General features: G+C 58.9%; 24 protein-coding genes. 13 read left to right on the forward strand and 11 right to left on the reverse strand.

Annotated elements, in window-relative coordinates; translation table 11 throughout:
* The first annotated feature begins 297 nt into the window (after nucleotides 1-297).
* Nucleotides 298-510, forward strand: coding sequence for an RNA chaperone/antiterminator CspA (gene cspA / locus CKF42_RS09285; protein WP_009091867.1), 213 nt, complete (start codon nucleotides 298-300; stop codon nucleotides 508-510).
* A 3-nt stretch (nucleotides 511-513) separates the two neighbouring features.
* Nucleotides 514-684, forward strand: a complete 171-nt coding sequence (locus CKF42_RS21320) for a cold-shock protein (RefSeq protein ID WP_111208045.1) — start codon at nucleotides 514-516, stop codon at nucleotides 682-684.
* Between the two features lie 124 nt (nucleotides 685-808).
* On the opposite strand, the gene CKF42_RS09295 is transcribed toward CKF42_RS21320, so the two are convergent.
* The 3 genes from CKF42_RS09295 to CKF42_RS09300 all read right to left on the reverse strand — a co-directional run bounded on the left by CKF42_RS09295 (nucleotide 809) and on the right by CKF42_RS09300 (nucleotide 3,837).
* The gene (locus CKF42_RS09295; RefSeq protein ID WP_111208034.1) at nucleotides 809-2,386 is read right to left on the reverse strand and encodes a methyl-accepting chemotaxis protein; all 1,578 of its coding nucleotides are present in this window, start codon (nucleotides 2,384-2,386) and stop codon (nucleotides 809-811) included.
* 299 nt (nucleotides 2,387-2,685) lie between these two features.
* The gene (locus CKF42_RS21440; RefSeq protein WP_255348909.1) at nucleotides 2,686-2,820 is read right to left on the reverse strand and encodes a hypothetical protein; all 135 of its coding nucleotides are present in this window, start codon (nucleotides 2,818-2,820) and stop codon (nucleotides 2,686-2,688) included.
* Nucleotides 2,821-2,874: 54 nt separating this feature from the next.
* The gene (locus tag CKF42_RS09300) at nucleotides 2,875-3,837 is read right to left on the reverse strand and encodes a chemotaxis protein (protein ID WP_111208035.1); all 963 of its coding nucleotides are present in this window, start codon (nucleotides 3,835-3,837) and stop codon (nucleotides 2,875-2,877) included.
* Nucleotides 3,838-4,004: 167 nt separating this feature from the next.
* On the opposite strand from CKF42_RS09300, the gene CKF42_RS09305 reads away from it, so the two are divergent.
* Nucleotides 4,005-4,397 (forward strand): YgiW/YdeI family stress tolerance OB fold protein, encoded by a 393-nt coding sequence (locus CKF42_RS09305; protein WP_009091859.1) that lies wholly within the window; start codon nucleotides 4,005-4,007, stop codon nucleotides 4,395-4,397.
* Nucleotides 4,398-4,430: 33 nt separating this feature from the next.
* On the opposite strand, the gene dbpA is transcribed toward CKF42_RS09305, so the two are convergent.
* The 3 genes from dbpA to CKF42_RS09330 all read right to left on the reverse strand — a co-directional run bounded on the left by dbpA (nucleotide 4,431) and on the right by CKF42_RS09330 (nucleotide 9,285).
* Entirely contained in the window at nucleotides 4,431-5,813 is a 1,383-nt protein-coding gene (gene dbpA, locus CKF42_RS09310) for an ATP-dependent RNA helicase DbpA (RefSeq protein ID WP_111208036.1), read from the reverse strand.
* Nucleotides 5,814-6,946: 1,133 nt separating this feature from the next.
* On the reverse strand, nucleotides 6,947-8,335 hold the full coding sequence (locus CKF42_RS09325) for an amidohydrolase (protein ID WP_111208038.1): 1,389 nt from the start codon (nucleotides 8,333-8,335) through the stop codon (nucleotides 6,947-6,949).
* 89 nt (nucleotides 8,336-8,424) lie between these two features.
* Nucleotides 8,425-9,285 carry a LysR substrate-binding domain-containing protein gene (locus tag CKF42_RS09330; RefSeq protein WP_111208039.1) on the reverse strand — a complete coding sequence of 287 codons (861 nt, stop codon included), beginning with the start codon at nucleotides 9,283-9,285 and terminating at the stop codon, nucleotides 8,425-8,427.
* A gap of 87 nt (nucleotides 9,286-9,372) precedes the next feature.
* On the opposite strand from CKF42_RS09330, the gene CKF42_RS09335 reads away from it, so the two are divergent.
* From CKF42_RS09335 to yniD, 6 genes are all read left to right on the forward strand, one after another.
* A complete protein-coding gene (locus CKF42_RS09335; protein ID WP_111208040.1) occupies nucleotides 9,373-10,539 on the forward strand; it encodes a cyanate transporter in 1,167 nt (388 codons plus the stop codon).
* Between the two features lie 210 nt (nucleotides 10,540-10,749).
* Complete coding sequence (lldP, locus tag CKF42_RS09340) at nucleotides 10,750-12,405, forward strand: L-lactate permease (RefSeq protein WP_046101323.1); 1,656 nt, start codon at nucleotides 10,750-10,752, stop codon at nucleotides 12,403-12,405.
* A complete protein-coding gene (lldR, locus tag CKF42_RS09345) occupies nucleotides 12,402-13,175 on the forward strand; it encodes a transcriptional regulator LldR (RefSeq protein WP_009091846.1) in 774 nt (257 codons plus the stop codon). The genes lldP and lldR overlap by 4 nt, the downstream gene beginning before the upstream one ends.
* On the forward strand, nucleotides 13,175-14,362 hold the full coding sequence (gene lldD / locus CKF42_RS09350; RefSeq protein ID WP_111208041.1) for an FMN-dependent L-lactate dehydrogenase LldD: 1,188 nt from the start codon (nucleotides 13,175-13,177) through the stop codon (nucleotides 14,360-14,362). The genes lldR and lldD overlap by 1 nt, the downstream gene beginning before the upstream one ends.
* 58 nt (nucleotides 14,363-14,420) lie before the next feature.
* Nucleotides 14,421-14,849, forward strand: coding sequence for an OsmC family protein (locus CKF42_RS09355; RefSeq protein ID WP_046101325.1), 429 nt, complete (start codon nucleotides 14,421-14,423; stop codon nucleotides 14,847-14,849).
* A gap of 125 nt (nucleotides 14,850-14,974) precedes the next feature.
* A complete protein-coding gene (gene yniD / locus CKF42_RS21325; protein ID WP_369974598.1) occupies nucleotides 14,975-15,079 on the forward strand; it encodes a small membrane protein YniD in 105 nt (34 codons plus the stop codon).
* A 116-nt stretch (nucleotides 15,080-15,195) separates the two neighbouring features.
* On the opposite strand, the gene CKF42_RS09365 is transcribed toward yniD, so the two are convergent.
* The 3 genes from CKF42_RS09365 to CKF42_RS09370 form a co-directional block, all read right to left on the reverse strand.
* Nucleotides 15,196-15,426 (reverse strand): hypothetical protein, encoded by a 231-nt coding sequence (locus tag CKF42_RS09365; RefSeq protein WP_046102016.1) that lies wholly within the window; start codon nucleotides 15,424-15,426, stop codon nucleotides 15,196-15,198.
* A 99-nt stretch (nucleotides 15,427-15,525) separates the two neighbouring features.
* Nucleotides 15,526-15,696: a hypothetical protein gene (locus CKF42_RS21220; protein ID WP_009091837.1), complete on the reverse strand. Its 171-nt coding sequence runs from the start codon at nucleotides 15,694-15,696 to the stop codon at nucleotides 15,526-15,528.
* Between the two features lie 160 nt (nucleotides 15,697-15,856).
* Nucleotides 15,857-16,507 (reverse strand): CPBP family intramembrane glutamic endopeptidase, encoded by a 651-nt coding sequence (locus CKF42_RS09370; protein WP_009091835.1) that lies wholly within the window; start codon nucleotides 16,505-16,507, stop codon nucleotides 15,857-15,859.
* A gap of 208 nt (nucleotides 16,508-16,715) precedes the next feature.
* Here CKF42_RS09370 and CKF42_RS09375 point away from each other — a divergent pair, with 208 nt between their 5' ends.
* The 3 genes from CKF42_RS09375 to CKF42_RS09385 all read left to right on the forward strand — a co-directional run bounded on the left by CKF42_RS09375 (nucleotide 16,716) and on the right by CKF42_RS09385 (nucleotide 20,364).
* On the forward strand, nucleotides 16,716-19,319 hold the full coding sequence (locus CKF42_RS09375) for an EAL domain-containing protein (RefSeq protein ID WP_009091833.1): 2,604 nt from the start codon (nucleotides 16,716-16,718) through the stop codon (nucleotides 19,317-19,319).
* A 274-nt stretch (nucleotides 19,320-19,593) separates the two neighbouring features.
* Nucleotides 19,594-19,890, forward strand: coding sequence for an I78 family peptidase inhibitor (locus tag CKF42_RS09380; protein WP_009091832.1), 297 nt, complete (start codon nucleotides 19,594-19,596; stop codon nucleotides 19,888-19,890).
* Nucleotides 19,891-20,043: 153 nt separating this feature from the next.
* On the forward strand, nucleotides 20,044-20,364 hold the full coding sequence (locus CKF42_RS09385; RefSeq protein ID WP_111208043.1) for a hypothetical protein: 321 nt from the start codon (nucleotides 20,044-20,046) through the stop codon (nucleotides 20,362-20,364).
* A gap of 9 nt (nucleotides 20,365-20,373) precedes the next feature.
* On the opposite strand, the gene CKF42_RS09390 is transcribed toward CKF42_RS09385, so the two are convergent.
* Nucleotides 20,374-20,625 (reverse strand): biofilm development regulator YmgB/AriR family protein, encoded by a 252-nt coding sequence (locus CKF42_RS09390; RefSeq protein WP_009091829.1) that lies wholly within the window; start codon nucleotides 20,623-20,625, stop codon nucleotides 20,374-20,376.
* A 387-nt stretch (nucleotides 20,626-21,012) separates the two neighbouring features.
* Between CKF42_RS09390 and CKF42_RS09395 the strand changes: the two genes are divergently transcribed.
* Nucleotides 21,013-22,287, forward strand: a complete 1,275-nt coding sequence (locus tag CKF42_RS09395; protein WP_071987815.1) for a multidrug efflux MFS transporter — start codon at nucleotides 21,013-21,015, stop codon at nucleotides 22,285-22,287.
* On the opposite strand, the gene CKF42_RS09400 is transcribed toward CKF42_RS09395, so the two are convergent.
* Nucleotides 22,169-25,306 (reverse strand): beta-galactosidase, encoded by a 3,138-nt coding sequence (locus CKF42_RS09400; protein WP_146239928.1) that lies wholly within the window; start codon nucleotides 25,304-25,306, stop codon nucleotides 22,169-22,171. The two genes, CKF42_RS09395 and CKF42_RS09400, sit on opposite strands and share 119 nt — an antisense overlap.
* Nucleotides 25,307-25,551: the final 245 nt, after the last annotated feature.

A 25,551-nucleotide genomic window follows, 5' to 3' on the forward strand; every position in this document is an offset into this window, starting at 1 on the left:
CAGAAGAGTGGCATGCGGGACGCATTGCTGAGACGTTTCCCCGCATGCCGGCCCGTTGAAACGGGCGGCCGCACAATTTGAGATTAATTTCAATTGCGGCTTGCGCCACCTGGTTAAGTGTGGCTTAATGAATCGTCGGTTTGATTAACAGACACTATCAAAGTAAGTAACCAAAGCAGTTCTCATCTCTAAGTCTGTCGCGAGACATCCCTTCTTTTTGAGTCTTCTCTTACATTCTGATTAAAATCTGTTCTCAGGCCATTACGCCGGAAGGCTCGATATATTAAGGATTTAAGCATGTCTAACAAAATTCGCGGTACCGTTAAATGGTTTAACGCAGAGAAAGGCTTCGGTTTCATCTCTCCTCAGGACGGCAGCAAAGATGTATTCGTACACTTCTCTGCAATCCAGGGCACCGATTTCCGTTCATTAGACGAAGGTCAGCAAGTTGAATTCACAGTAGAAAATGGCGCCAAAGGCCCAGCTGCTGCGAACGTTGTTGGTCTCTAAGGACTGAAAATTACTTTTAAATGTCCACACTGTCATGGCTCACAGTTTCGTACATCACATTTTGATGTCACAAGAGCCAACCCGCATGGAGCGAAATGCATTTTCTGCAAATCTGTTGTTGTTCAGGTGAACACGGCAAAGATTGCGATTCAGAGCCAGCCTCGCGCACTCTGACAGGCTAGTGAGCCATATAGCGTTGTTGCATTTACAGTAATAAAAGGCTGCCTCTGGCAGCCTTTTTTGTCTCTGCTGTTGCCCGACCCGGAAACAGGCCCGCCGCAGCAGGCCGCTTCGGGCGTTAACGCAGTACCGGCTGCAGGGAGAGTTTACCGGTGTTAAACACGCTCATGGCCTGTGCCATCCGCTCTGCCTGATCCTGCAGCGCCTGAGACGCGGCTGAGGCTTCCTGTACCAGCGCGGCGTTCTGCTGGGTCACCGCTTCCATCTGGGTAATCGCCTGGTTGATTTCACTGATGCCGCTGCTCTGTTCGCTGCTGGCGATAGTGATTTCGCTCATGATGTTCGCCACGCTCTGCACGCTGTTCACCACCTCCCCGATGGTAGAACCCGCATGCGTGACCAGCTTGCTGCCCTCATCGACTTTCGCGACAGAGTCCTCAATCAGCACTTTGATCTCTTTTGCCGCTGACGCTGAACGCTGCGCCAGATTGCGCACTTCCGTCGCAACCACCGCAAAACCGCGACCCTGTTCGCCCGCACGTGCCGCTTCAACCGCCGCGTTCAGAGAGAGAATGTTCGTCTGGAAAGCGATGGAGTCGATAACGCTGATGATATCGACAATTTTCCGTGAGGAGAGGGCGATCGCTTCCATTTTCTCAATCACCTGCTCCATCACCACGCCGCCTTCACGCGCCACGCTGGAGGTTGCCGACACCAGATGATTGGCTTCACGCGCATTATCGGCGTTGTGCTTCACCGTCGAAGTCATCTGCTCCATGGCCGATGCGGTCTCCTCCAGCGAGCTGGCCTGCTGTTCGGTACGGGTAGAGAGATCGAGGTTGCCGCTGGAGATCTGATTCGAGGCCACCGCGATCGTGTCGGAGCCGGTGCGCACTTCGGTCACAATAGAGAGCAGGTTGTCGTTCATTCGCTGCAGCGCCTGCATCAGAATGCCGGTCTCATCACGCGAGGTGACCTGCATCTGCGAACTCAGATCGCCTGCGGCAACACGTTCAGCCACGTCAACCGCCGCCACCAGCGGACGCACAATAGAGCGGGTCAGGAAGTAGCCCAGCACAATGGAAGCCAGAATCGCCAGGGCGGAGAAAATCAGCGTGACCGTAATAGCCGACTGGCCATTATCCATAATGCCCTGACCCTCACTGCGCAGCTGCGAGTCCTGGGAGTTAGCAAAATTGATGGCGTCCTGCAGGAATTTATTCTGTGTGGCGGTCATGGATTGCAGCACATAGGTGCTGGCAGCATCAAAATTACCCGCCTGTACCAGTGCCATCAGCTCGGCTTTCACCTTTTCGAAGGCCAGCGATGACGCGAGAAGACCGGCGATCTTTTTCTTACCCACCGGCGTGACCTGAATGGCCTCGATCTTTTTCATGGCGTTGTTTGTGCGTTGTGTCGCCTCTTCCAGCTGACCAAAGCGTTTCGCATTCTTTTCCGGGTGCAGCGTGTCGATCACCATGCCGCGCAGATATTTAATCTGATCGTTAACGCCGTCGCGCACATCAAAGGCCAGCCGGACCTTTACATAACGATCGTCAACGATCGAGGCGATCGCCGTATTAATACTGTTAATCCTCGTTATCGAGGTTACGCCGATGACGATCAGTAGCGTGACAATAATACCAAAGGCTGCAGCGAGCCGTATTCCCACCTTCATATTACTGATAATGAACATAATCTCTTCCCGTCTTAATATTAATCAATGAGTTATCAACAATCAGGTGCCTTGCCGTTGTGCGCAGTGCCTTGCTGATGCCTGAGGCCAGGACCGCAGACAAAAAGGGGGTCTCGCGCATACAGTTATCGGAGTGCGCAGGTGTACCTTTAATATTTTTTAAGTAATAACGTTGCGTGAATAAATAATTGGGTCTAAGCATCAGAAAAAATGAACAATGATTGAGCGGCGAAATTAAGACAAAAAAAAAGGCTGTCAGCAGAAACGCTGACAGCCCGGTTTAAGCAATGGCTTAAACGTCAGAAAATCAAAAAGTAGAGGCCAGCCCAGAATGCGAGGCTCAGGGTAACGGCGGTAATCCATGCCAGCTGGCGTAAACGGCCACGCAGCAGCTTCTGGCGAGCAGGGGTAACGGGTAAGGTTTCAATGTGCATAGTCGGTTCCTTGTCAGGTGAGCCGTAAACGCGGGCGAATGTGCCCGCATTCGCTTAGCGGGCCGCGTCGAGAACGTTGAAAATCACGTCTGACAGTTCGTTCAGCTCAAACTTCGCCACGTAGCCATCGGCACCGACTTTGCGCACGTGATCTTCGTTGGCGCTGCCGGAGAGGGAGGAGTGAATCACCACCGGCAGATATTTCAGAATCGGGTCACGCTTGATGTTGCGGGTCAGCGTAAAGCCATCCATTTCCGGCATCTCCAGATCGGTCAGCACCAGAGCAATTTTGTCATGGATCGACTCGCCTGCTGCCTGCGCTTCCTGGCTCATCTGCTTAATTTTTTCCCAGGCTTCCAGGCCGGTGTTATACATCAGCGCCGGGATGCCCATACTTTTCAGGCCCTGTTCCAGCAGCTGACGCGCCACTTTGGAATCCTCTGCCACAATCGCAACGGCGCCGGGGCGATAGTTGAACGTGCGTGGTCGCGCCGCTTCCGGCTCAACGCCGCGCACCGACGGAATGATGTCATACAGGATTTGCTCAACGTCCAGCACCATCGCCAGCTCATTGCTCTGCTTGTCACTGTCCAGACAGGCGATACTGGTGATGTTGCGACCGCCGATACCCGCTTCCGCGGTGTGAACCTGGCTCCAGTCGAGACGCACGATGTTCTCAACGGACTCAACGGCAAACGCCTGAGTGTTGCGGGCATACTCGGTCACCAGCAGCAGGTTAAGGCCGGTTTCCGGCACACAACCGGCCACGGCAGGCAGGTCGATGACCGGAATGAACTGACCCCGAATGCTCGCCATCCCCAGCAGCGGTGACCGCATGCCAGCGGCTTTGGTGATGGCCGGCATCGGCACAATTTCACGCAGCTTGAAGACGTTAATGCCAAACAGCTCGGACTTGCCTTTCAGCTGATCGGAACCTAAGCGAAAAAGCAGCAGCTCAAACTTGTTCGATAACGCGAGGTTCGCTCTTTCATCAATCTCTTTTTGAAAATTATCCATGGTTGCCTCTGCGTTAACGCAGCTGGTGAAATAGGGTGTGTAAAGGTTATCGGCAGCAAACGGAAAAAGGTGAGAAGAGAAGGGTGAAATAAAACGATCGCCAATTAATGTGCCAGGCTTAACCCTGAAGGTTCAACATGGACACCTTTCCAATAAAGGAGTGTGAAATGAAAAAAGTGATTTTAGCGTCATTGCTGGTGATGGTGAGCGCGGGCGTTGCAGCGGAAGAGGGTGGATACAAAGCGGGCGAAACGCCACCGCCACAGCATAAGCAGGATGCGGGCTATAAAGGCTCTGAGGATACCGGTCAGACGCATATCGATCAGATCCGCGACTTCCGTCAGGGCGGTTACGTGACGCTGGAAGGCTACATCGTGAAGAAAGAGCAGGGTGAACGTTATCAGTTCCGCGACAACACCGGGACGTTACCGATTATCGCGCCGAAGAAAACCTTTGATGGTAAGACCTACACTGCGGAAGACAAAGTGCGGGTCAGCGGCAAGGTGCAGGGGAAAGGGGATAAGACCACGCTGCACGTGACCCAAATCGAAGAGCCGTAATAAAAACGGGCGAGGTTATTCTCGCCCGTTTTTTCAATCCTTCAGCAGAATCGCCCGACAGGTTTTGCCTTTGATTTTGCCCTGCTTGAGTTTCACCAGCGCGCCTTTTGCCTGACTGGCTTCAATGGCCACATAGGCATGGGTCGGCGTCAGCACAATCTTCCCAATCTGCTCCGCGCGATACCCCGCCTCACCGGTCAGTGCCCCCAGAATGTCGCCCGGACGAATCTTGGCTTTACGACCGCCATCAATGCAGAGCGTCATCATGGCCGCAGGCAGCGGTTTGCTGCTGCCTTTTTTCAGCGTGCTGGCCGCGATCCACGGCAGTTTCTGCTGCAGGAAATCTTCCAGCGCATGGGCGCGAGCCATCTCATCGGGTGCCACCAGGCTGACCGCAACGCCATGCTCACCGGCGCGTGCCGTGCGCCCGATGCGATGCAGGTGGACTTCAGGGTCCCAGGCGAGCTGATAGTTGACGACCATCGCCAGTGATTTGATGTCGAGTCCGCGTGCGGCGACGTCGGTGGCGACCAGGACGCGGCCGCTGCCGTTAGCGAAGCGGATCAGGACGCGTTCGCGGTCGCGCTGTTCGAGATCGCCATGCAGCGGCAGGGCGCTGATGTCGCGTGCGTTGAGCGCCGCGGCAACATCGTCGCATTCACGTTTGGTGTTACAGAAGACCACACAGGAAGCAGGCTGATGATCGCTGAGCAGGGCAATCAGTAAGCCCAGTTTTTCATTGTGGCTCGCTTCAAAGAACTGCTGGTCAATAGCGGGCAGTTCGCTGACATCTTCCGTCACCACGCTGAGCGCGTCGCGCTGGAAGCGGATGCTGATAGCCGTGATGCCGTCAGGCCAGGTCGCGGAGAAGAGCAGGGTCTGGCGTGACGCGGGGGTGGCTTCAATGATCGTTTCCATATCATTCAGGAAGCCCATTTCCAGCATCCGATCTGCTTCATCAAGCACCAGCGTATTGAGCTGGTCGAGCTTGAGGTTTTCACGATGGATGTGGTCGAGGATACGGCCTGGCGTGCCAACCACGATATGCGGCGGATGCACCAGGGAGTCGCGCTGTGCGCTCATCGGCTGTCCGCCACACAGGGTGAGGACTTTGATGTTGCGGGTGAAGCGTGCCAGCTGGCGCAGCACGTTGCCTACCTGATCCGCCAGTTCACGGGTCGGACAGAGGATCAGGGCCTGAGTCTGAAAGCGGGTGCTGTCGATATGGTGCAGTAAGCCGATACCAAACGCAGCCGTTTTACCGCTGCCGGTTTTTGCCTGCGCGCGCACGTCGCGTCCCTGCAGAATGGCGGGCAGCGTGGCGGCCTGGACCGGCGTCATGCTGGTGTAGCCCATCTCGCGCAGGTTATCGAGCTGGCTGTCGGGAAGCGAATTGAGGGTAGAAAAAGCGGTCACGGGCGCGGCCTCTGAGGCTGAAAGTGTAGGGCATGATTGCGGGGCAAGTCTGGCAGAAAGCACGCCAGACGGCAACGGGAACCTCGATGGTTAGCAGGTTGAATCTATCCCTGCCGTATCGCTTAGGAATAGACTGAAGTTTGCCTGAAAATGGTGGTTTTTTTTAATTAATTGGCCGGTGCCGAACGCGACTAATCAAAAAAGGGTATTTCATGAGGCCAGTCATAGGTTTATAAGCTGCCGTTTTTAAAAATTTATTTCATTGTTAATCAGATAAATCCTTTGTCACGACTCCAGTAATAGAATTAATCATTAAAAAATATCACTCCTGGTGCCGATAAAAATCCTGAGCTAATTGCTTTATATTTAGCGCGCCATATTCCTGGTACAACGACCGGTAGAGGGTATTTGCATTGAGTAATAGCATCCAGGGACCACATGAAAATGTGCTTAAAATAGTAGGCCGCGCCGTACTGACACTTCACGTTCATGGAGAGAGCTTATCAGCGGATAAGATCGCTTCGATGATCGGGTGTTATGCGGAAGATGAGCCCTGTGATCAGGAAGATCGTCGCTTATACGCGCTGGCAATGGAATTAATGTCGAATCAACAATGGGCCAAAAGCGCGTAACACGCACTCCGCTCAGGTAAATGCAGAGCCTCCCCTGTGGAGGCTCTGTCGTTTCTGGGGCGTATCAGGGAAGAGTTTTGGGTAGTGAAGCTGCCGCTGGTTAACCCTGCGCAGGTAGGTGTCAGCCGCAGAGCAGGCTTCAGGGAGCATACGCCCTCCGCAAAGACGCAAAACCGCCATCCCTGGCAGGCTCAGCGCGGGCCATCCCTGGCCCGCTATGCTTTGCTACAGGCGTATGCTCCCTTCGCTTTATGTCCGGCAGACGCATCAGTTACTGACATTGACGGCAAGATCACAGGCAGGATGATTGTGGCTGCAATGATGAAGTATAAGGCGCAGGGAACAGGGTCAGAAGAGGAAAGCGTCCCGCGCCAGGGACGGCGCGGGCCGAGCGGCCATGGATGGCCTGAGCGACTTTCCGATCTGACCCTGTTCCCTGAGCAGGCTCGTTCTCTCCGCTATGACTAAGCAGGCTAAACGCCCACCATCCGCCCTGCGATTTCAGGCCGATGACAGCGCAAACACGGGTTTACCGCGCGAGAAGGTCGCGACTACCGGTGAAATGCGTGCCACGGCTTCGGCGGAGCAGCTGGCGGCTACCAGCATCATGCTCGCCTCATCGCCCGGTTGCGGCCACTGTCTCTCACCCTGAGCCGAAAGCGGGAGCCGATCGTCTGTGGCAATCCCCAGCGCCCGCGACAGCGAAAACTCATCCGATCCGCGATAGAGCTGGGCATAGAGATTCGCTTTTTCCAGCATGCTGCCGGTGCCAAAGGGTGACCAGTGATCGATAACGCTGTCGGTGCCGGTCATGACTTTTACGCCCGCCGCCTGCAGCTGCGGAATCGGCATGGTCAGTTTGCCGAGGGGAAGCGTTGAGGCCACGCTGAACTGCTGCTCTGCCAGCCCTTCAATCATTGTGTTCAGAGCGCTCCTCTCCAGCGTCGCCAGCGCAAAACCGTGGCTCAGCGTCACATTGCCTTTCAGCGCCGGGTTCCTGGCGACGGTATCGATCATGTACTGGATCGCGGCTACGCCAGCCGGGGACGTTTCATGCAGATGGATGTCAACGCCGCGCTGATAATCGAGTGCAATCCGGAACATCGCATCCAGTGACTTCTCCATCGCGCCATCCACGCTGGTGGGGTCCAGCCCGCCCACCTTTGCGACGCCGTGCTGCATCGCCTCACGCATCAGGCCATCGACCTGCGAGTGCAGCAGGCCGTGCTGTGGAAACGCCACGATCTCGCAGTGAAAGGCGGGGTGCCGCGCCAGCGCCGCCTGCAGATGTTCCAGACTCTGCAGGCCACTGACCGGATCGATATTGCAGTGGCTGCGGGCGCGGGTGGTGCCTTTGGCGTTCAGCAGGGCGATTAACGCTTCGGCGCGCGCCTGTGAGTGCGGCAGCAGTTGCGGAATCAGTACCTGCTCGCGGGCTATCATATCCATGATGGTTTTGCCCTGACGGGGACGGGGCGCCTGCCACGGGCCGCCGTAAAAGGTCTTATCAAGATGGATGTGCATATCCCGGGTGGCGGGCAGCAGCAGTGCATCCTGCGCATCCCATGACGGCAGAGTCGTGTCGCCCTGACCGGCGGGCGTCAGCCGTTCGATACTGCCGTCGCGCACGCTGATATCGTAACGGCCGGTGCGGGTGGCGACGATCTCATCCTCCTCGCGAATAAATCCCTCCTCCAGCCGCACATTGCGCAGCAGATAGTGATCCTGCTGAGGCAGCAGGGCGGGGATGTCAGGGTGGGAGACGGAGGGAGCGGAGGTCGTTGCGGCACTGGCCGGGCCGAGACCCGCAGCGAGCAGGCCGCCTGCGGCGGTCCAGCGGACACCCTGTCCGAGAAAGTCACGGCGGCTCGATGAAGAGGAAACAGGCATAAAAACTCCAGTCAGGGGAACAGACCGTTAATCTGACAAAGGCGGGCTTACCCTGCTGCGCTATTTCTCACTGGTGACTATTCGATATCTCACTGCCAGCGCAGCTGACCGAACGCCGCCAGTGATTCCGCCAGCGCACGCTGCAACGGATCCTGTGGATGACGGCAGAACAGCGCCAGTTCAAAAGTATCAATCACCGGCAGCCCCTGCTCTCGGCCCAGCACCCGATGTCCGGGCAGGCGACAGCTGGCGGGCAGCAACGTCAGCCCCAGCCCCTGCGCACTGGCGGCGGCCAGCGCCACCAGACTGGCGCTGCTGTAACTGATGCGCCAGCTTCGGCCCAGCGCATCGAGCGTCTGACACACCTCATCGCGATAAAGCCCCTGCTGGGGAAACAGCACCAGCGGCACCGGCGTCTGTTCGAAGCAGGGCCACTCTGCGCTGTCGAGCCACAGCAGCGGTTCCGGCCGCGATGCCAGCGGACGATCGCCATAGGGCTGCTTAATCAGCATGATATCCAGCTCTTCACGCTGCCAGGCGCGCCTCAGCTCCACCTGCATGCCGCTCATCACATCCAGCCGCAGCTGAGGGTGGGCGCGACTGAAGTGCGCCAGCAGACCGGCGGTGGGGGCGGCAAAATCTTCCGGCACTCCCAGCCGCAGCACGCCGTCGCGCCACTGATCGCTCAGGACATCGTGGGCTTCTCCGTTCAGCGCAATAATCCGTCGCGCATAACCTAAAAGTTTCTCGCCCTCTTCGGTGATCTGCACCTGATGCGAGGAGCGAACCAGCAGCGCCTTTTCCACCATCTCCTCAAGGCGCCGCACCTGCTGGCTGACGGTGGACTGCGACAGGTGCACCCGGTCGGCCGCCCGGGTAAAGCTGGTGGTTTCGCACACGGCCACAAAACTGAGCAACTGCTGCGGGGTAAACATCGGCTGACGATTCATTTTTTCACTACCTGGCAGAGTAATATTTCATTTCCCAATAGTATCGGCTGCTGTCAGGCTGACAACTTTTAAACGTATGGATTGCTGATGAAGAGAGATAACGTTCTGCTGCTGGCGGCACTGGTACTGGCCGGGCTGAATATGCGGCCGCTGATGACCTCCGTCAGCCCGCTGCTCGGCCAGTTACGCCAGAGCATTGGCCTGTCACCGCTGGCGGCGTCGCTGCTGCCAGCGCTGCCGATGATGATGATGGGCGCGATTGCCCTCGTCAGTGCGCCACTGATGCAGCGCTTTTCCGTGCGCAAACTGCTGCTGGGTGGGCTGCTGCTGTTGCTGCTGGCCCTGGCGAGCCGGCTGTTTGTGACGGAGGGGCGAGGACTGGTGCTGACGACCCTGCCGGGCGGTGCGGGCATCGGCATCGTGCAGATGGCGATGCCGGGAGTGATCCGTCAGCGCTTTGGCCAGCGCAGTGCCGGGGTCACCGGCCTGTGGGCCGCGGCGCTGATGGGCGGCGGCATCGGTGCGGCAATCTCGCCGTGGCTGACCGGGCAGCTTGGCTGGCAGGGCGCGCTGAGCAGCTGGGCGCTGCCGGTGGTGCTGGCTATGCTGCTCTGGCTGTTTATCGCCAGCAGACCGGTCGCCCGCCAGGAGAGGGCAGCGCTGCCTTCCCTCTGGCGTAAACCGCGCGCCTGGACACTGGCGCTGAGTTTCGGCCTGGTGAACGGCGGTTACGCCATCTGTGTCGCCTGGCTGCCCGACTTCTATCATCACCTTGGCTGGCCTGCGCAGGCGGGCGGCTCACTGCTCGGCATGATGATCGGCTGTCAGGTGACCGGGGCGCTGCTGCTGCCTCTGCTGGCGCGGGGGCGCGATCGCCGTCCGCTGCTGCTGCTGACGCTGGCGATGCAGCTCAGCGGCATGCTTGGCTTCCTGTTTGCCCCGCAGCTGGCTCCCTGGCTCTGGGCGGGGATCGCGGGCGCAGGACTGGGCGGGGCGTTTCCGCTGGCGCTGGTTCTGGCCCTGGATCATCTGGCGCAGCCGCAGGCGGGTGCACGGCTGGTCGCCTTTATGCAGGGCGTCGGCTTTATTATCGCGGGCAGTATGCCGTTTATCGCCGGGCAGTTGCACACGCTTACCGGCCACTTCACCAGCGTGTGGGTTCTGCAGGCGGCGGTTACGCTGCTGCTGATTGCGCTGAATCTGCGTTTCCATCCGCGCAGTTATCCGCACGCCTTTCCCGAAGGAAATTGCTGATTTTGGTCAGACCAATCGGCGCAATATTTTTTCCCTGGTTCACACAACCAGAAAAATCGCGCAACTTTTGTTGCCACAGGTTAACAATTCATTAACTATCTCCAGCCATAAGGCCCGCGAAAGCCGGATGTGGTCTGACCAATCCGGCGGGCTGAGGGAATGCAGCACAGCGACTGTGTTCCATCTCATCTTTCCTCTGGAGATAACGGCATGCAGATCTGGCAACAAAACTACGATCCGCTGGGCAACATCTGGCTTTCGAGCCTGGTCGCACTGATACCGATTCTGTTTTTCTTCTTTGCACTGATTAAACTTAAGATGAAGGGCTATCTGGCGGCCACCCTGACTGTGGTGCTGGCGCTGCTGGTGGCGCTGTTCCTCTATCAGATGCCGGTGGCACAGGCGCTCGCCGCCGTGGTGTATGGTTTTCTCTACGGCCTGTGGCCGATAGCCTGGATCATTGTCGCCGCCGTTTTCGTCTACAAAATTTCGGTTAAAACCGGCCAGTTCGATATTATCCGCGCCTCTATCCTGTCGATTACGCCCGATCAGCGCCTGCAGATGCTGATTGTCGGCTTCTCGTTCGGCGCCTTTCTGGAAGGGGCGGCGGGCTTTGGTGCGCCCGTCGCGATTACCGCCGCGCTGCTGGTGGGGCTGGGCTTCAACCCGCTCTATGCCGCCGGGCTCTGCCTGATCGTGAATACCGCGCCGGTCGCCTTTGGCGCGATGGGGATTCCGATTATCGTGGCGGGGCAGGTCACCGGGCTGGATAGCTTCGCCATTGGCCAGATGGCCGGACGTCAGCTGCCGCTGCTGACCCTGATTGTGCTGTTCTGGATTATGGCAATTATGGATGGCTGGCGTGGGGTAAAAGAGACCTGGCCGGCAGTCATGGTGGCGGGCGGTTCCTTTGCTGTCGCCCAGTTTCTCAGCTCCAACTTTCTGGGGCCGGAGCTGCCTGACATTATCTCGTCGCTCGCCTCGCTGATCTCTCTGACGCTGTTTCTGCGGGTCTGGAAGCCGGTGCGCATCTTCCGCTTTGCTGATGCCGGGGCGAAGCAGGGTGACGCCCTGACGCCGCCGCAGACGTACCGGCTGGGCCAGATCGTTCGCGCCTGGATGCCGTTCCTGTTTCTCACCGCCACCGTAACGCTCTGGAGTATTCCGCCGTTTAAGGCGCTGTTCACCCAAGGCGGCGCGCTCTATGAGTGGGTGCTGAACATACCGGTTCCGCTGCTGAATGGGCTGGTGGCGCGGGTGCCGCCGGTGGTCAGCAGCGCCACGCCTTATCCGGCCCTCTATAAGCTCGATCTGATCTCCGCCACCGGCACCGCAATTCTGATCGCGGCGATTGCGGCGATGATCTTCCTGCGCATGAAGCCCAGGGCCGGATTGCAGACCTTCGCGGCCACGCTGAAGGAGCTGGCGCTGCCCATCTACTCTATCGGAATGGTGCTTGCCTTTGCCTTTATCTCCAACTACTCCGGCCTCTCCGCCACGCTGGCGCTGGCCCTCGCGCACACCGGTCACGCGTTTACCTTCTTCTCGCCATTTCTGGGCTGGCTGGGCGTCTTCCTGACCGGCTCTGACACCTCATCCAATGCGCTCTTCGCCGCCCTGCAGGCCACCACCGCGCAGCAGATTGGCGTCTCCGATGTCCTGCTGGTGGCGGCCAACACCACCGGCGGCGTGACCGGCAAGATGATCTCACCGCAGTCGATCGCCATCGCCTGTGCGGCGGTCGGGCTGGTGGGCAGAGAGTCCGACCTGTTCCGCTTTACCGTGAAACACAGCCTGATTTTCACCTGTATGGTCGGTCTCATTACCACCCTTCAGGCCTACGTTTTCCCCTGGATGATCCCATGACAAACCCGGCAGACCCGCTGGTGACGCGCCTGCGGGCGTACATCACCGACCATCAACTTGAGCCAGGCATGCGCCTGCCCGCCGAGCGACAGCTGTCGGCTGAACTCGGCGTTTCACGCTCCTCGCTGCGTGAGGCGATTCAGCAGCTGATCAGCAGCGGGATGCTGATCAGCCGGCGCGGCGGCGGAACCTGGCTCCGGCAGCAGCTGGCCCCCTGGTCGGAACAGCGCATCGTGGAGCCGATTCGCCAGCTGCTGCATGACGATCCCGACTACCGCTATGACATTCTGGAGGCGCGTCACGCCATTGAGGCCAGCACCGCCTGGCATGCGGCACTGCGCGCCACCGACGCCGACAGAGAGCGGCTGCAATACGCCTTTGATGCCACGCTGAAGCTGAAGGAGAGTGACGATCCCGATCTCGCCGCCCAGGCCGATGTGCGCTTCCATCTGGCGATTGCCGAGGCGTCGCACAACCTGGTGCTGCTGCAGACCATGCGGGGCTTTTTTGAACTGCTGCAATCCTCGGTCATGCAGAGCCGTCAGCGGATGTATACCCAGCCTGCGATTTTTGCCCGCCTCACGGAACAGCATCAGGCGCTGCTCGACGCCATTCTCGCGGGCGACGCCGACGCCGCCCGGCAGGCAGCGATGCAGCACCTGGGGTTTGTTCACACCACCATGAAAAGCCTGCATGAAGATGAAGCGCGTCAGGCGCGCATCACCCGCTTACCGGATAACGACACACGCAACCCTAAGGAATCTGACTGATGATTATCTCAGCTGCCAGTGACTATCGCGCCGCCGCGCAACGTATCCTGCCGCCGTTCCTGTTCCACTATCTTGACGGCGGGGCCTATGCCGAACATACCCTGCGTCGCAATGTGGAGGATTTGTCGGACGTGGCGCTGCGCCAGCGTATTCTGAAGAACATGTCAGAACTGAGCCTGGATACGACCCTGTTTAAGGAAACCCTGTCGATGCCGGTTGCGCTGGCGCCGGTAGGACTGTGTGGCATGTATGCCCGTCGGGGAGAGGTGCAGGCGGCGCGTGCGGCTGCCCAGAAAGGGATTCCGTTTACCCTCTCCACGGTTTCGGTCTGCCCGATTGAAGAGGTGGCACCGGCGATTAACCGCCCGATGTGGTTCCAGCTCTATGTGCTGCGCGACCGTGGCTTTATGCGCAACGCCCTGGAGCGCGCCAAAGCCGCGGGCTGCTCGACTCTGGTCTTTACCGTCGATATGCCGACGCCCGGTGCCCGCTATCGCGATGCGCACTCCGGCATGAGCGGCCAGCACGCCGCGCTGCGGCGCTACTGGCAGGCGGTCACGCATCCGCAGTGGGCGCTGGATGTCGGCCTGCAGGGACGTCCACACGATCTGGGCAATATCTCTGCCTATCTCGGCAAGCCGACCGGACTGGAAGATTACATCGGCTGGCTGGCGAACAACTTCGATCCCTCTATCTCCTGGCGCGATCTGGAGTGGATCCGTGAGTTCTGGGACGGGCCCATGGTGATCAAAGGGATTCTGGACCCGGAAGATGCGCGCGATGCGGTGCGCTTCGGGGCCGACGGGATTGTGGTGTCTAACCACGGCGGCCGTCAGCTGGATGGTGTGCTGTCGTCTGCGCGGGCGTTACCGGCGATTGCCGATGCCGTCAAAGGGGACCTCGCCATTCTGGCAGACAGCGGTATCCGCAACGGGCTGGATGTGGTGCGCATGATTGCGCTGGGCGCAGACAGCGTGCTGCTGGGACGCGCCTTTATCTATGCGCTGGCGACCCACGGTCAGCGCGGCGTGGAAAACCTGCTGAACCTGATTGAGAAGGAGATGCGCGTTGCCATGACCCTGACTGGCGCGAAGTCCATCGCGGATATCACGCGCGATTCGCTGGTGCAGGCCGGGGCGCTGCTGGCTCCGCAGAGCGCTTCACCCCGTCCGCGCGCGGTGAGTTAAGCCTGCGAAAATGAATGCATTGTCTATACTTAGCTTCTTTACCCACAGGAGGAATGAGATGACCATTCATAAGAAAGGTTCGGCGCATTGGGAAGGCGATATCAAAGGCAAAGGCACCGTCAGCACTGAGAGCGGCGTGCTGAGCCAGCAGCCCTATGGCTTTAACACCCGTTTTGAAGGCGGCAAAGGCACCAACCCGGAAGAGCTGATTGGTGCAGCGCACGCGGCCTGTTTCTCTATGGCCCTGTCGCTGATGCTGGGCAATGCGGGCCACAAGCCGGAAAGCATTGATACCACGGCCGATGTGTCGCTGGACAAGAAAGGCGACGGCTTTGCTATCACCAAAGTGGCGCTGACCAGCACCGTCTCTCTGCCAGGCATTGATAAGTCAGCGTTTGATGAAATCATCAACAACGCCAAGGCGGGCTGCCCGGTTTCTCAGTTACTGAATGCGGAAATCACACTGGATTACACGCTGAATAACTGATGCCGGTAACGGGTCGCTCTCTGGCGGCCCTGGCGCGACGCTATGCACAACCGGTCCTGCTGTTGACCGAAACAGATGCGCCTTCAGGCGCATCTTTGCTTTCTGACAGAGAGGAAACCGCGATGATGAGAGTCCGGGCGGCCAGAAAACAGTGGAAGAGGGGGCTGGTGCTGTTATGCATCTGTGGTGCACTGCTGCTGATACGCCGGGCTGCGATGATTTGGGCCTGAACCGATGAAGGGAACAGGTCGCCACACGCTGGGCATCTTACTGATGGTGATTATCGTGCTGGAGGCGATTTACTTCCTGCTGACAGCCTCATGGCTGCCGTGGCGGTAGATTTCGCTCAGACAAAGGCATCTTCGCGCCGTCTGACCCGCACGTCGCTGCGCGCAATGCGATGAGCCTTACGCGGATCGCCCACCACAAACTCAAAGGTAGGCGTGTAGTAAAACGGCAGCCAGCCGCCATAACTGCTCTCCCACTCCCAGCGGACAGGGCAGGGCCACAGAATGCCATCATACAAAAGATAGTAAACCCAGCGTCCGGCAGGACGACGAGGACGTGATGTTTTCATGGGATTCACAACGATAATGGTGAACAACAGCTTATATTTTGTACGCTAAATTGCCAGCTTGCAATGTTGCCGCGCGGCTTTATTGCGACTGGCCCTGAATCAGCGATGAACTTCACCGCAAAGCAGGACCACGTTCGGTCTGACTTTGTGAATACGGTGCGCCATCGTTTCACAGTCGGCTTTGGTCGGATAGATACGCTCCGAGACGGGTAACGCCTCACAGGCATCATATCCACACGCGCTCACTAACAACACAAATCCTATCAACATCGCTCTTCTCCTTTACACGGTCTGCTGGTCCGGACTGTGACGTTTTTTTTCCCTTTTTATCCACCAGTATAGACAAACGTGCCGGGGCAGCATTGTCAGTGTGAGCGGTGGCCCGCAACACGGCCGGAAAACGGTGCGTCAGCAGAGAGGCGATGAGGCGTCAGCCCGCGAAATACCAGGCGGGCAGCAGCGCAATCAGGTTGTTCAGGGTGTGCAGAAAGATAGGCAGGGCAAGACTGTTACTCCGCAGCCGGGCGTAGCAGAGCAGCAGCGAAAAGAGTGTCAGGGCGATCAGGGTCTGCCAGTGAACATACTGCGTGTGCATCACCGCGAACAGCAGCGAGGTCAGCAGCATACAGGCGAAGCGGCTGCGCGGCGCCCACAGCAGAAAGCCCTGCAACAGGAATCCGCGGAACAGCACCTCTTCAAACACCGGGGCCAGCAGCACGGCGGTGAGCAGCAGAATCAGCAGCGAATTGCGTCCCTGCTGGGCCTGCATCACCAGCCAGCCTTCCGGCTGCATAAACTGCATCTGGGCCGCCATCAGGACAAACAGCGCGCCGGTAAAGAGCAGGGTCTGCAGCATGCCGAGTTCACCCAGCGGCAGATCGGCGCGGCGCTGGCAGTAGAAGCGATACAGCGGGTAGATGACCGCAAATTCAAACAGGCAGAGCACCGGCACCAGCAGTCCGTCATTGCGCAGCACGCTGTAGTTGGGAAACAGCGTGATCAGCATGGTAACCAGGTAATAAACCACAAAGCTGCCGACGTAGAACAGCGTCAGGGTCACTCTGTCGGAATTGGTGTTCATAGGCGACTCTGCCAGCGAAGGTTAGCGCATAGTAGCAATGCGCCTGATCGCTGTCGAGTCAGCCCTTGAGACAATATTGCATGCTTATTTTTGCCGCAGACTAAACACCGGAGCAGGCGGGCCGATAACTGAGGAAACTATCTGGTCAGCCCCCCGTATTACGGGGCTGGCCCGTGACTAAAACCTGGTTGTGTAGTGAGCACTTTCAATGAATTTTAACCCCCCGGCACCGCCCTCACCGCCATTCAGACAGGCTGCTGAAGACCGCACTGTGCGCTTTACGCGCCGCAGTCTGCGTACGCTTTCGCTGCTGCTGTTTGGCGTGCTGCTGCTCTCAATGGTGATGGTGCTGACCATTGCCCAGCGGCAGAACAGCACATCGGCTGAGCACGATCTGCTGCTGGTGCAGCAGGCATGGAAGAGTCGTCAGGAGGCGATGGCCACTGATATCCGGGATTATGCCTTCTGGGGCGAAGCGTGGCGTAATCTTCACGTCAGCGTGAACAAAGCCTGGGCGTATGACGAAGAGAACTTTGGTCCGGGTCTTTATGAAGAGTATCACTATGAAGGCGTGTTCGTGGTGGATGGCAAAGGTCACACCACCTACACGGTGATTGATGGTCAGCTGACGGACACGCCGCTGGAGGCGTGGCTGGGTCAGCAGACGCCCGGCCTGATTGCGGCCGCGCGCCAGCTGAACAACAGGGCCATGACGCAGGATGCAGAGATCAATCATCTGCCCGCCATCGTGGTGGCCGCCCCGATCAGCAGCGGAAGAGTGGATAACACGCCGTCAAAGGCGGGGCCGCCATCCGTGATGGTGTTTGTGAATCTGTTTACCCCCGCCAAGCTTCAGGCGCTGGGTGCCTCGCTGGATGTGCGCGAGCTGCGTCTGCCCGACAGTGAAGAGGATGCGCTGCGCGAGCCGCGCATGGTGCAGCCGTTGCCGCACGGCGAACCGATTGTCCTGCGCTGGACACCGAAGATGCCGGGAATGGGCCTGATCCTGTTTCTGCTGCCCCTGCTGACGCTGATGGCGATCATCATTGGTCTGATCACCCGCCGCGTCAGCCGCCATGCGCTTTCGAATGCGATTCTCTCAGACCGGCGCTTCGCCATGCTGGCGATCAGCCAGCAGGAGCTGGCCAGCAGCGAAGCGCGGTTTCGCGATCTCGCTGAGGCGGCGTCAGACTGGATCTGGGAGACGGATGAGAAGGGCCGCCTTATCTACCTGTCCGCGCGCTTTGAAAATGTCACCGGCCACGACATGTCACACTGGCTGGGGCGACACATTGATCAATTGCTGACCCATCCCAGCCATTCGCTGGTCGCCTGGCTGCTGCGCCAGGAGGAGGAGGGGCAGCAGATGCCGTTGCGCTGCCAGTTTATGTCGGCGCAGGGCAATCGCCGTATTGGTCAGCTGGTGGCGAAAACAATCTGGCATGACACGCGCCGTATCGGATTCCGTGGCACGGTTTCAGACATCACGCAGAGTATGGAAGCGGAGGCGCGTATCCAGTTCCTGTCGCGTCATGACGTCTTAACCGGACTGTCGAACCGCGTGCAGCTGCAGGAGTTTCTGACACAGCATCTTGAGCAGCCGGAAGGGATCGTGCCGCTGACGCTGATTACGCTCGACCTCGATCAGTTCAGGCCGATCAACGAAACCTGGGGCCATGCGACGGGCGATGAGGTGCTGAGCCAGATCGCGCAGCGTCTGAAGCGCGCCACGGGGCCTCAGGAGCTGGTGGCACGACTGGGCGGGGATGAGTTTGTGCTGGTCCTGCGTGAAACGAACCGCGAGCGGGTCGATCAGCGCTGTGCTCAGCTGGTGCATGAGGTTCAGCAGCCGATTAGCACCGGCCAGCATGTCCACTATCTGACGGTCAGCATGGGCATTGCCTGCGTCCCGCAGGATGCCAGTCACCCGGAAACGCTGCTGCGTATGGCCGATATCGCGCTCACCGAAGCGCGTGAAGCGGGGCGCAATCAGTGGGTCTGGTATGCCAGCGAGATGGCCAGCCAGCGCGAGGATAAGCGTGAAATGGCACGCCGCATTGAGAAAGCGCTGAGGAACAATGAATTTCGCCTGCACTATCAGCCCCGCTATCAGCTGCTGAGCGGCCAGCTGGCGGGAGCCGAGGCGTTGCTTCGCTGGCAGGTTGCGCCGGATCAGTGGATGACACCCGATCACTTTATTCCGCTGGCGGAAGAGAGCGGACTGATTGCCACCATCAGTGACTGGGTGCTGATGCGCGCCTGTGAAGATGCACTGGGGTGGGGAGGCGACCGCTACGTCTCGGTGAATATCTCGCCGATGGAGTTTCGTACCAGCGACCTGGTGCAGCGGGTGGCGGATGCGCTGGCCCGAAGCGGCCTGCCGGCCACCCGCCTGGAGCTGGAGATCACAGAGAATGTCACCTTTGAACATCCGCAGCGTGCGCTGGAGATGATGCAGGGCTTACGGGCGCTGGGGGTCAGGTTAACCGTGGATGATTTCGGCACCGGTTATGCCGCGCTGGGTTACCTGAAAACCTACCCCTTTAACGGCCTCAAGATCGATCGCTCATGGATGAAAGATTTTCCGGAGTCGGAGCAGGCGCAGTCAGTGGTAGCGGGCATTATTGCGCTGGCACGCGCGTTTGCGCTGACCATCACGGCAGAGGGGATTGAGACAGAAGCGCAGCTGAACCAGTTAAAACAGCTCTCGTGCGAAGAGGGGCAAGGCTACTTCCTCGGTCGTCCGATGCCGCTGGCTGCGTTCAGTACGCTTCTGGAAAGAACGGCGCAGAATCAGGCTGGGTCCGCTTAACGGACTTTGACCGCCACGGCGGTCATCAGCATGGCGCAGACAACAAAAATAATCAGTTCCATTATGGACTCCCAGAGCTAAGAATAATCTTAGTTAATTGTAGCCACCGGGCGTTTCTTTTTTAAGCAGTGCGTGCGATTAATCCTAAATTGTGATCGCCACCGCTTACGGTTTTCTGCGGCTGTAACAACTTTACTTTTTTAGAGTTCAGCCTGGGCGGCACGCTTTGCTACTCTTGGGGACAGGGTTTTACACGTCCAACAGGAGATCAAACGTGAAATTTTATGGAAAAGGGCTGCTGGTAGCGGGTCTGTTTGCCTTAACCGCCTGTCAATCCGCCTCCCACTCTGACACGGCCAGCGTGAAGCCGGATCCTGAGAATGATCGCTGTGGTGCCTCACAGTTTCAGCACTATGTCGGCAAACCGTTAACCGCGCTGCAGGGACAGCATTTCGATCAGCTGGTGCGTCCTATCCCTTATAACTCTGCCGTCACCATGGACTTTAACCTCAACCGGCTTAACTTCCTGGCGGATAAAAACGGCAACATCAGCTCTGTTTATTGCGGCTGACGGCCTGGGTGTCACAGCCTTGTCATAACGGCGGGCGAGAATAGTGCTGCATTTCGATGCGCTTCTCGTCACGCGATTGACAATGCTCGTCTTGTTTATTCCCGCCCCGGCGGGAATTTTTTTTAGCGCCTGCGGGCGGTAACAGGAGCGAACATGAAACGGATGAAAGGCGCGATACTTTCTGTAGCCTTACTCAGCAGCGCAGCGGCGCAGGCCTCCAGTGCCGAAGCCTGGCAACAGAGCCGTCAGGTAATGACCCAGGCCTGCATTAACGCCAGTCACCTGAGCAAAGTCAGGGTGCTGGGCGAGCCGATTGAGTATGACGACAGCACAGGATACAGCGCTCTGTTGCTGGAGGGGCGCTATCCTCAGCGTCATATGAACAATAAGCGTGGACGGGAGCTCTGCCTGTTTCAGCGCAGCAGCGGGCGGGCCAGCATCAGCGAAGCGGATAAGCTGCGCTGGGTGAAATAAGCCACCGCTTCAGGCCCGGGGTGGCGCGTCGATTAACTGAGCCAGCAGGGTACGATAACGTTGCAGCTGCGTTTCGTCCCCTTCGACTTCCAGTTTCTCAATTACCCGGGCAATTATCGCTTTATTGGTGGCGGGCTGACCCGCTTCCATCATCTCGCGCATAATCACCGCCAGCAGATCGGACTCGGGCGGCGTCCGCCAGTTCGGGCCATTGAAATAGTCGGTGATAGCGCGGCTGGCGCTGTTCGGTTGCACTCTCATTTCCCACCTCCGCTAAACCCCAGACCTCTCCCTTACACCCGGGTGCAGGGGCGTTTATCTACTCAATACGCGGGTTCGCCTCAGCATAGCCGGACGGTCTGCACCGTTGTTTGCGGAGGGCGTCACACCGATCGGAACGATCGCTATACCGCCGTGGCTGGCGGTTTTTTAAACATAGAAGCGAAGCAAACGGTTGTCAGTAACACAATGACATATTTTTCCATCCTGCTGAGGGGGGATGGAGATCGACAGGCGACAGTTCCGCGACCTGTCCGGCGGCGTAAATTGCGCAGAATCAAGATGCTTGCCGTTTTTGCCATGTTCTGGCGGTCACGCGCAGCGGGCCTGGGTTAAACTCAGCCCTCTTTCTCTTCACTTCCTCTGCCCATGCCACGCATCATTGAACCCTGGAAGATAAACCTGATCTCGGTCTGGTTTGGCTGTTTTTTTACCGGACTGGCGATCAGCCAGATTATTCCGTTCCTGCCACTCTACCTTGAGCAACTGGGCGTCACCGGCGGCACCTCACTGAGCCTCTGGTCGGGACTGACGTTCAGCATCACCTTTGTGATCTCAGCGGCGGTTGCGCCGCTGTGGGGCAGCCTGGCCGATCGCAAAGGGCGGAAACTGATGCTGCTGCGCGCCGCTGCTGGCATGGGGATCGTGATCCTGCTGCAGGCTTTCGTCACCGAAGCCTGGCAGTTGCTGCTGCTGCGCGCCCTGATGGGGCTGACCTCCGGCTATATCCCCAACGCCATGGCGCTGGTGGCCGCTCAGGTGCCGCGTGAACGCAGCGGCTGGGCGCTAAGCTGTGTCTCTACCGGCCAGATTGGCGGGGTGATTCTGGGACCGATGCTGGGCGGGCTGCTGGCTGACGGGGTGGGGCTGCGCATGGTCTTCATGGTCACCGCAGCTCTGCTGCTGGTCAGTTTTCTGGTCACACTCTTCCTGATTAAAGAGACCGGCTACACCCCGGTGAGTAAAAAGGAGAAGCTCAGCGGACGCGAGGTGTTCCGCTCGCTGGATAACCCCAGACTGGTGCTCTGCCTGTTCTTTACCACTCTGGTGATTCAGATGTGTAACGGGTCGGTTAACCCCATCCTGACGCTGTTTGTGCGGGAGCTGGCGCCCCATGCGGAGAACATCGCGTTTCTCAGCGGGGTGATCGCCGCGCTGCCCGGCGTGTCCGCTCTGCTGGCCGCACCCCGGCTGGGGCGACTCGGCGATCGCATCGGTACACAGCGTATTCTGCTGGCGACGATGGCGATCTCGCTACTGCTGTTTATCGCCATGTCCTTTGTGACCAGCGCAACGCAGCTGGGCGTGCTGCGCTTTCTGCTGGGCTTCGCCGATGGTGCGATGATGCCTGCGGTGCAGACCCTGCTGGTGCGCCATTCACGCGACAACATTACGGGGCGGATCTTCGGCTACAACCAGTCGTTTATGTATCTCGGCAACGTTGCCGGTCCGCTGCTGGGCGGGGCGGTGTCGGCGATGGCAGGTTTCCGCTGGGTCTTTTTTGCCACCGCCGTGGTGGTGCTGATTAATGTGCTGTTTCTGAAGCGCGTTTACCGTCGTCCGAAGACCGTGCTGCCCGCGTCGGCTGGCAAATCGTCAGTTCCGTCTGCCAGCGCTGCTGAGTCAGCAGAAACTCAGGACTGACGCTGGGACTCCAGGAGTCATCGCCGCCCACGCCCATGTGGTACGCATCCAGATGCAGCCAGCAGCCCGCTTCCGGGCGCAGGAGGTGGCGGTGTGACGTCTCCCGCAGCTGCTCCAGGCTAAAGCGACTCAGCGAGAAAGCGAAATCCCCGCTGACCTGCCAGCTGCCGGTATCAAGCTGACGGGTGCCGCCGCGCAGGCCGTTCTCACCCGGGAAAACATAGGGCGTAAAGAGCCGATCCAGCGGTAACTGCCAGCGGGAAAACTGTGCGGCCAGCTGGCGGTCAGGGTAGTTTTCGTGCGGACCGAGGCCGAGCCAGTTCACCTGCTGAGGGATCGTCGCCAGCGCGCAGCGTAGCCCGATGCGCGCTGGCGGCGGTAAACCGCGGGACTGCTCAACGGAAAGCTGCAGCGTCAGCTCCCCCTGTGCATTGATCAGAAAACGTATCCGGCTGATAAAGGCGAGCTGCCCCCCGGCGTGCCAGCTGTGCAGCGTCTCAATCTGCACCGCCTGGGTCAGCGTTTCGGCCGCAATCGCTATCCGCTGGCTTTGCATCTGGTCATAGCCCGCCGCTTTCCAGCGCTCCGACCAGGCGTTGGGATCGATCCGTTCCGCTTCGCTGGTGCCGATGTCATTATCCAGCGGCGCGCGGATAAAGCACGCCTGAAGCGGCGTCAGTAGCGTCGGCTCGTCATCCACCCACCACTGTTCCAGTTCGCCGCTGTGACGGGAAAATTGCCAGCGCTGCTGCCGGTGGGTGACGACAATCTCACGGTCGTTATCGTGCAGCTGCGGTGCCTCACCGGTTTCCGGCAGGGAAGGCAGTGCCAGCGCGGAGGGGAGCGCCCACTGATCCCAGGCGACACGCCAGCCAGCTTCGCTCCAGCGGGTCGGCTGCACCTGATGCACGGCAACATTCAGCCAGCATTCGCCCTGCAACGGAGGCGGGGAGGGCAGGGTGATCCGCTGCTGGCCCTGCGCGGGGATATCAAGCGGAATATCACCCTGCGCCACGACCTGGCCGGCCTGCTCTATGCGCCAGCGCAACACTTCATTATCACTGTGGCGGAACAGGTAGTCGCTGCTGACCGTAAAGCTCAGCGGATCGTCGGGATCGACCGTGAACTGCCAGAACTGCTGGGCGCGCTGCGCCTCATAGAGCGCCGGATGAGGTGTACGGTCGGCAAACACCAGCCCGTTCATACAGAACTGACGATCGTTGGGTGTATCGCCAAAGTCGCCGCCATAGGCCTGCCAGGGCTCTCCCTGATCGTCATAGCGGGTCAGGCTCTGATCCACCCAGTCCCAGACGAAACCGCCCTGCAGGCGCGGAAACTGGCGGAAAGCCTGCCAGTATTTCGCAAAGCCGCCAAAGCTGTTGCCCATCGCATGAGCATATTCACAGAGGATCAGCGGGCGCGTTTCGCCCGGCAGTCCAATCCACTTTTTCAGTGACCATTTCGGCACCGCCGGGAAGGGCTGATCCTGATCCACCCTGGCGTACATCGGGCAGATGATATCGGTCGCGGCGGTATCCGCACCGCCGCCTTCATACTGAACCGGACGGGTCGGATCGCTGCTTTTCACCCAGCGGTAAAGCGCGTCGTGCGTTGCGCCATGACCGGACTCGTTGCCCAGCGACCAGATAATAATGCAGCAGTGGTTACGGTCACGCTGCACCATGCGCGTGACCCGCTCGCTGTAGGCGGCAAACCAGCGCGGATCGTCAGAGAGCCGGTTCATGGGCTGCATGCCGTGGGTCTCAATGTTGGCCTCATCCACCACATAAAGCCCGTACCGATCGCACAGCCGGTACCAGAGCGGATGATTGGGGTAGTGCGAGCAGCGGACCGCATTAAAATTGTGCTGCTTCATCAGCATGATGTCGCGGCGCATCATCGCCTCATCCACTACCTGACCCCGTTCAGGGTGATGCTCGTGACGGTTAGTGCCGCGGATCAGCAGCGGTTTGCCGTTCAGGCACAGCAGGCCATTGTCGATAGTGACCTGGCGGAAACCGACATCCCAGGCTTCCACCTCGATTAACTGCTGCTGCTCATCCAGCAGGGCCAGCGTGGCGCGGTAGAGATGAGGCGTCTCCGCGCTCCAGAGGTCAGGCCGCTCAACCGGCAGGCTGAGCAGGGCGCGTTCGGGATAGTGGCCGCGTTCATCGATGATGGCGCTGCCCAGCGGCTGCTGACACTGTGCAATCTGCTGCTCGCCCTGCCACAGCGTCAGACGCAGCTGATAGCGTGAGGTAACGGCGGAAGGCAGCGCGACACGCACCTGCGCGCGCAGATCCGCACGGCAAAATTCCGGGCTGAGTCGGGTTTCCAGCTGAACGTCAGCCAGATGAACCCGGGGTTTATGCAACAGGGTGACGTCGCGGAAAATACCGCTCATGCGCCACATGTCCTGATCTTCCAGATAGCTGCCATCGCTCCAGCGCAGCACCATCACGGCCAGCCGGTTTTTACCGGGACGCAGCACCTCGCTCAGGTCAAATTCAGCGGGCAGCCGACTATCCTGGGAGTAGCCAATCCAGTGACCGTTGCACCAGAGGTGAAAGGCGGAGTTAACGCCGTCAAAAATAATGCGCGTCTGTCCCGTCTCCAGCCAGGCGGCTTCAATGCTGAATGTGAGCGAGTAACATCCGGTCGGGTTTGCTGCCGGTACCCGTGGCGGATCGACCGGGATCGGATACTGCACGTTGGTATAAATGGGCGCGTCATAGCCGTGCATCTGCCAGTTGGCCGGCACCGGAAGCGTACCGGCATCCGGCAGATCCTGCAGTAACCAGCTGGCGGGAATCGCTTCAGGCTGCGCAAAGTAACTGAATCCCCACTCACCGTTGAGACTGCGCAGTGAGGCGGACGGGGCGTCATCACGCGCAGCGGCTTCATCGCGCCAGCTGGCAAAGGGCGGGTGGGCATCCAGCCGATGCAGCGAGGTCACTACCGGGTTTTCCCAGTCGCGCCGGGAAAGGATGTCGCTGAGAGCAGCCTGAGAGAGAGTCATGTCGGTATCCTGTAAATGTGATGCGCTCACAATGCGCAAAAAATGCCAGGCTGTAAAGCGTTCGCCCTCCCGTTTTGCACAAATAGTTTCGTCTGCAAATCGGTCGGGATGTTGAGAAAAGAGCAGATTACTGACTGTAAAATGTTAAGTCTGGTCAGCAAAGATGAATAGCGGCAGGATGCAGAGAAATCTCACTTGTCAGTCCCGCTGATGGCTTCATACACTCAGCCCGATTTTTACACCCT

The sequence above is a fragment of the Pantoea sp. ARC270 genome (assembly GCF_003236725.1).
Lineage (GTDB): Bacteria > Pseudomonadota > Gammaproteobacteria > Enterobacterales > Enterobacteriaceae > Pantoea > Pantoea anthophila.

Excerpts from the sequence above, each read along its gene's own strand:
- cspA (WP_009091867.1), top strand. The coding sequence starts at position 298 with ATGTCTAACAAAATTCGCGGTACCGTTAAATGGTTTAACGCAGAGAAA.
- CKF42_RS09295 (WP_111208034.1), bottom strand. The coding sequence starts at position 2,386 with ATGTTCATTATCAGTAATATGAAGGTGGGAATACGGCTCGCTGCAGCC.
- CKF42_RS21440 (WP_255348909.1), bottom strand. The coding sequence starts at position 2,820 with ATGCACATTGAAACCTTACCCGTTACCCCTGCTCGCCAGAAGCTGCTG.
- CKF42_RS09300 (WP_111208035.1), bottom strand. The coding sequence starts at position 3,837 with ATGGATAATTTTCAAAAAGAGATTGATGAAAGAGCGAACCTCGCGTTA.
- CKF42_RS09305 (WP_009091859.1), top strand. The coding sequence starts at position 4,005 with ATGAAAAAAGTGATTTTAGCGTCATTGCTGGTGATGGTGAGCGCGGGC.
- CKF42_RS09325 (WP_111208038.1), bottom strand. The coding sequence starts at position 8,335 with ATGCCTGTTTCCTCTTCATCGAGCCGCCGTGACTTTCTCGGACAGGGT.
- CKF42_RS09330 (WP_111208039.1), bottom strand. The coding sequence starts at position 9,285 with ATGAATCGTCAGCCGATGTTTACCCCGCAGCAGTTGCTCAGTTTTGTG.
- CKF42_RS09335 (WP_111208040.1), top strand. The coding sequence starts at position 9,373 with ATGAAGAGAGATAACGTTCTGCTGCTGGCGGCACTGGTACTGGCCGGG.
- lldP (WP_046101323.1), top strand. The coding sequence starts at position 10,750 with ATGCAGATCTGGCAACAAAACTACGATCCGCTGGGCAACATCTGGCTT.
- lldR (WP_009091846.1), top strand. The coding sequence starts at position 12,402 with ATGACAAACCCGGCAGACCCGCTGGTGACGCGCCTGCGGGCGTACATC.
- lldD (WP_111208041.1), top strand. The coding sequence starts at position 13,175 with ATGATTATCTCAGCTGCCAGTGACTATCGCGCCGCCGCGCAACGTATC.
- CKF42_RS09355 (WP_046101325.1), top strand. The coding sequence starts at position 14,421 with ATGACCATTCATAAGAAAGGTTCGGCGCATTGGGAAGGCGATATCAAA.
- yniD (WP_369974598.1), top strand. The coding sequence starts at position 14,975 with ATGAGAGTCCGGGCGGCCAGAAAACAGTGGAAGAGGGGGCTGGTGCTG.
- CKF42_RS09365 (WP_046102016.1), bottom strand. The coding sequence starts at position 15,426 with ATGAAAACATCACGTCCTCGTCGTCCTGCCGGACGCTGGGTTTACTAT.
- CKF42_RS21220 (WP_009091837.1), bottom strand. The coding sequence starts at position 15,696 with ATGTTGATAGGATTTGTGTTGTTAGTGAGCGCGTGTGGATATGATGCC.
- CKF42_RS09370 (WP_009091835.1), bottom strand. The coding sequence starts at position 16,507 with ATGAACACCAATTCCGACAGAGTGACCCTGACGCTGTTCTACGTCGGC.
- CKF42_RS09375 (WP_009091833.1), top strand. The coding sequence starts at position 16,716 with ATGAATTTTAACCCCCCGGCACCGCCCTCACCGCCATTCAGACAGGCT.
- CKF42_RS09385 (WP_111208043.1), top strand. The coding sequence starts at position 20,044 with ATGAAACGGATGAAAGGCGCGATACTTTCTGTAGCCTTACTCAGCAGC.
- CKF42_RS09390 (WP_009091829.1), bottom strand. The coding sequence starts at position 20,625 with ATGAGAGTGCAACCGAACAGCGCCAGCCGCGCTATCACCGACTATTTC.
- CKF42_RS09395 (WP_071987815.1), top strand. The coding sequence starts at position 21,013 with ATGCCACGCATCATTGAACCCTGGAAGATAAACCTGATCTCGGTCTGG.
- CKF42_RS09400 (WP_146239928.1), bottom strand. The coding sequence starts at position 25,306 with ATGACTCTCTCTCAGGCTGCTCTCAGCGACATCCTTTCCCGGCGCGAC.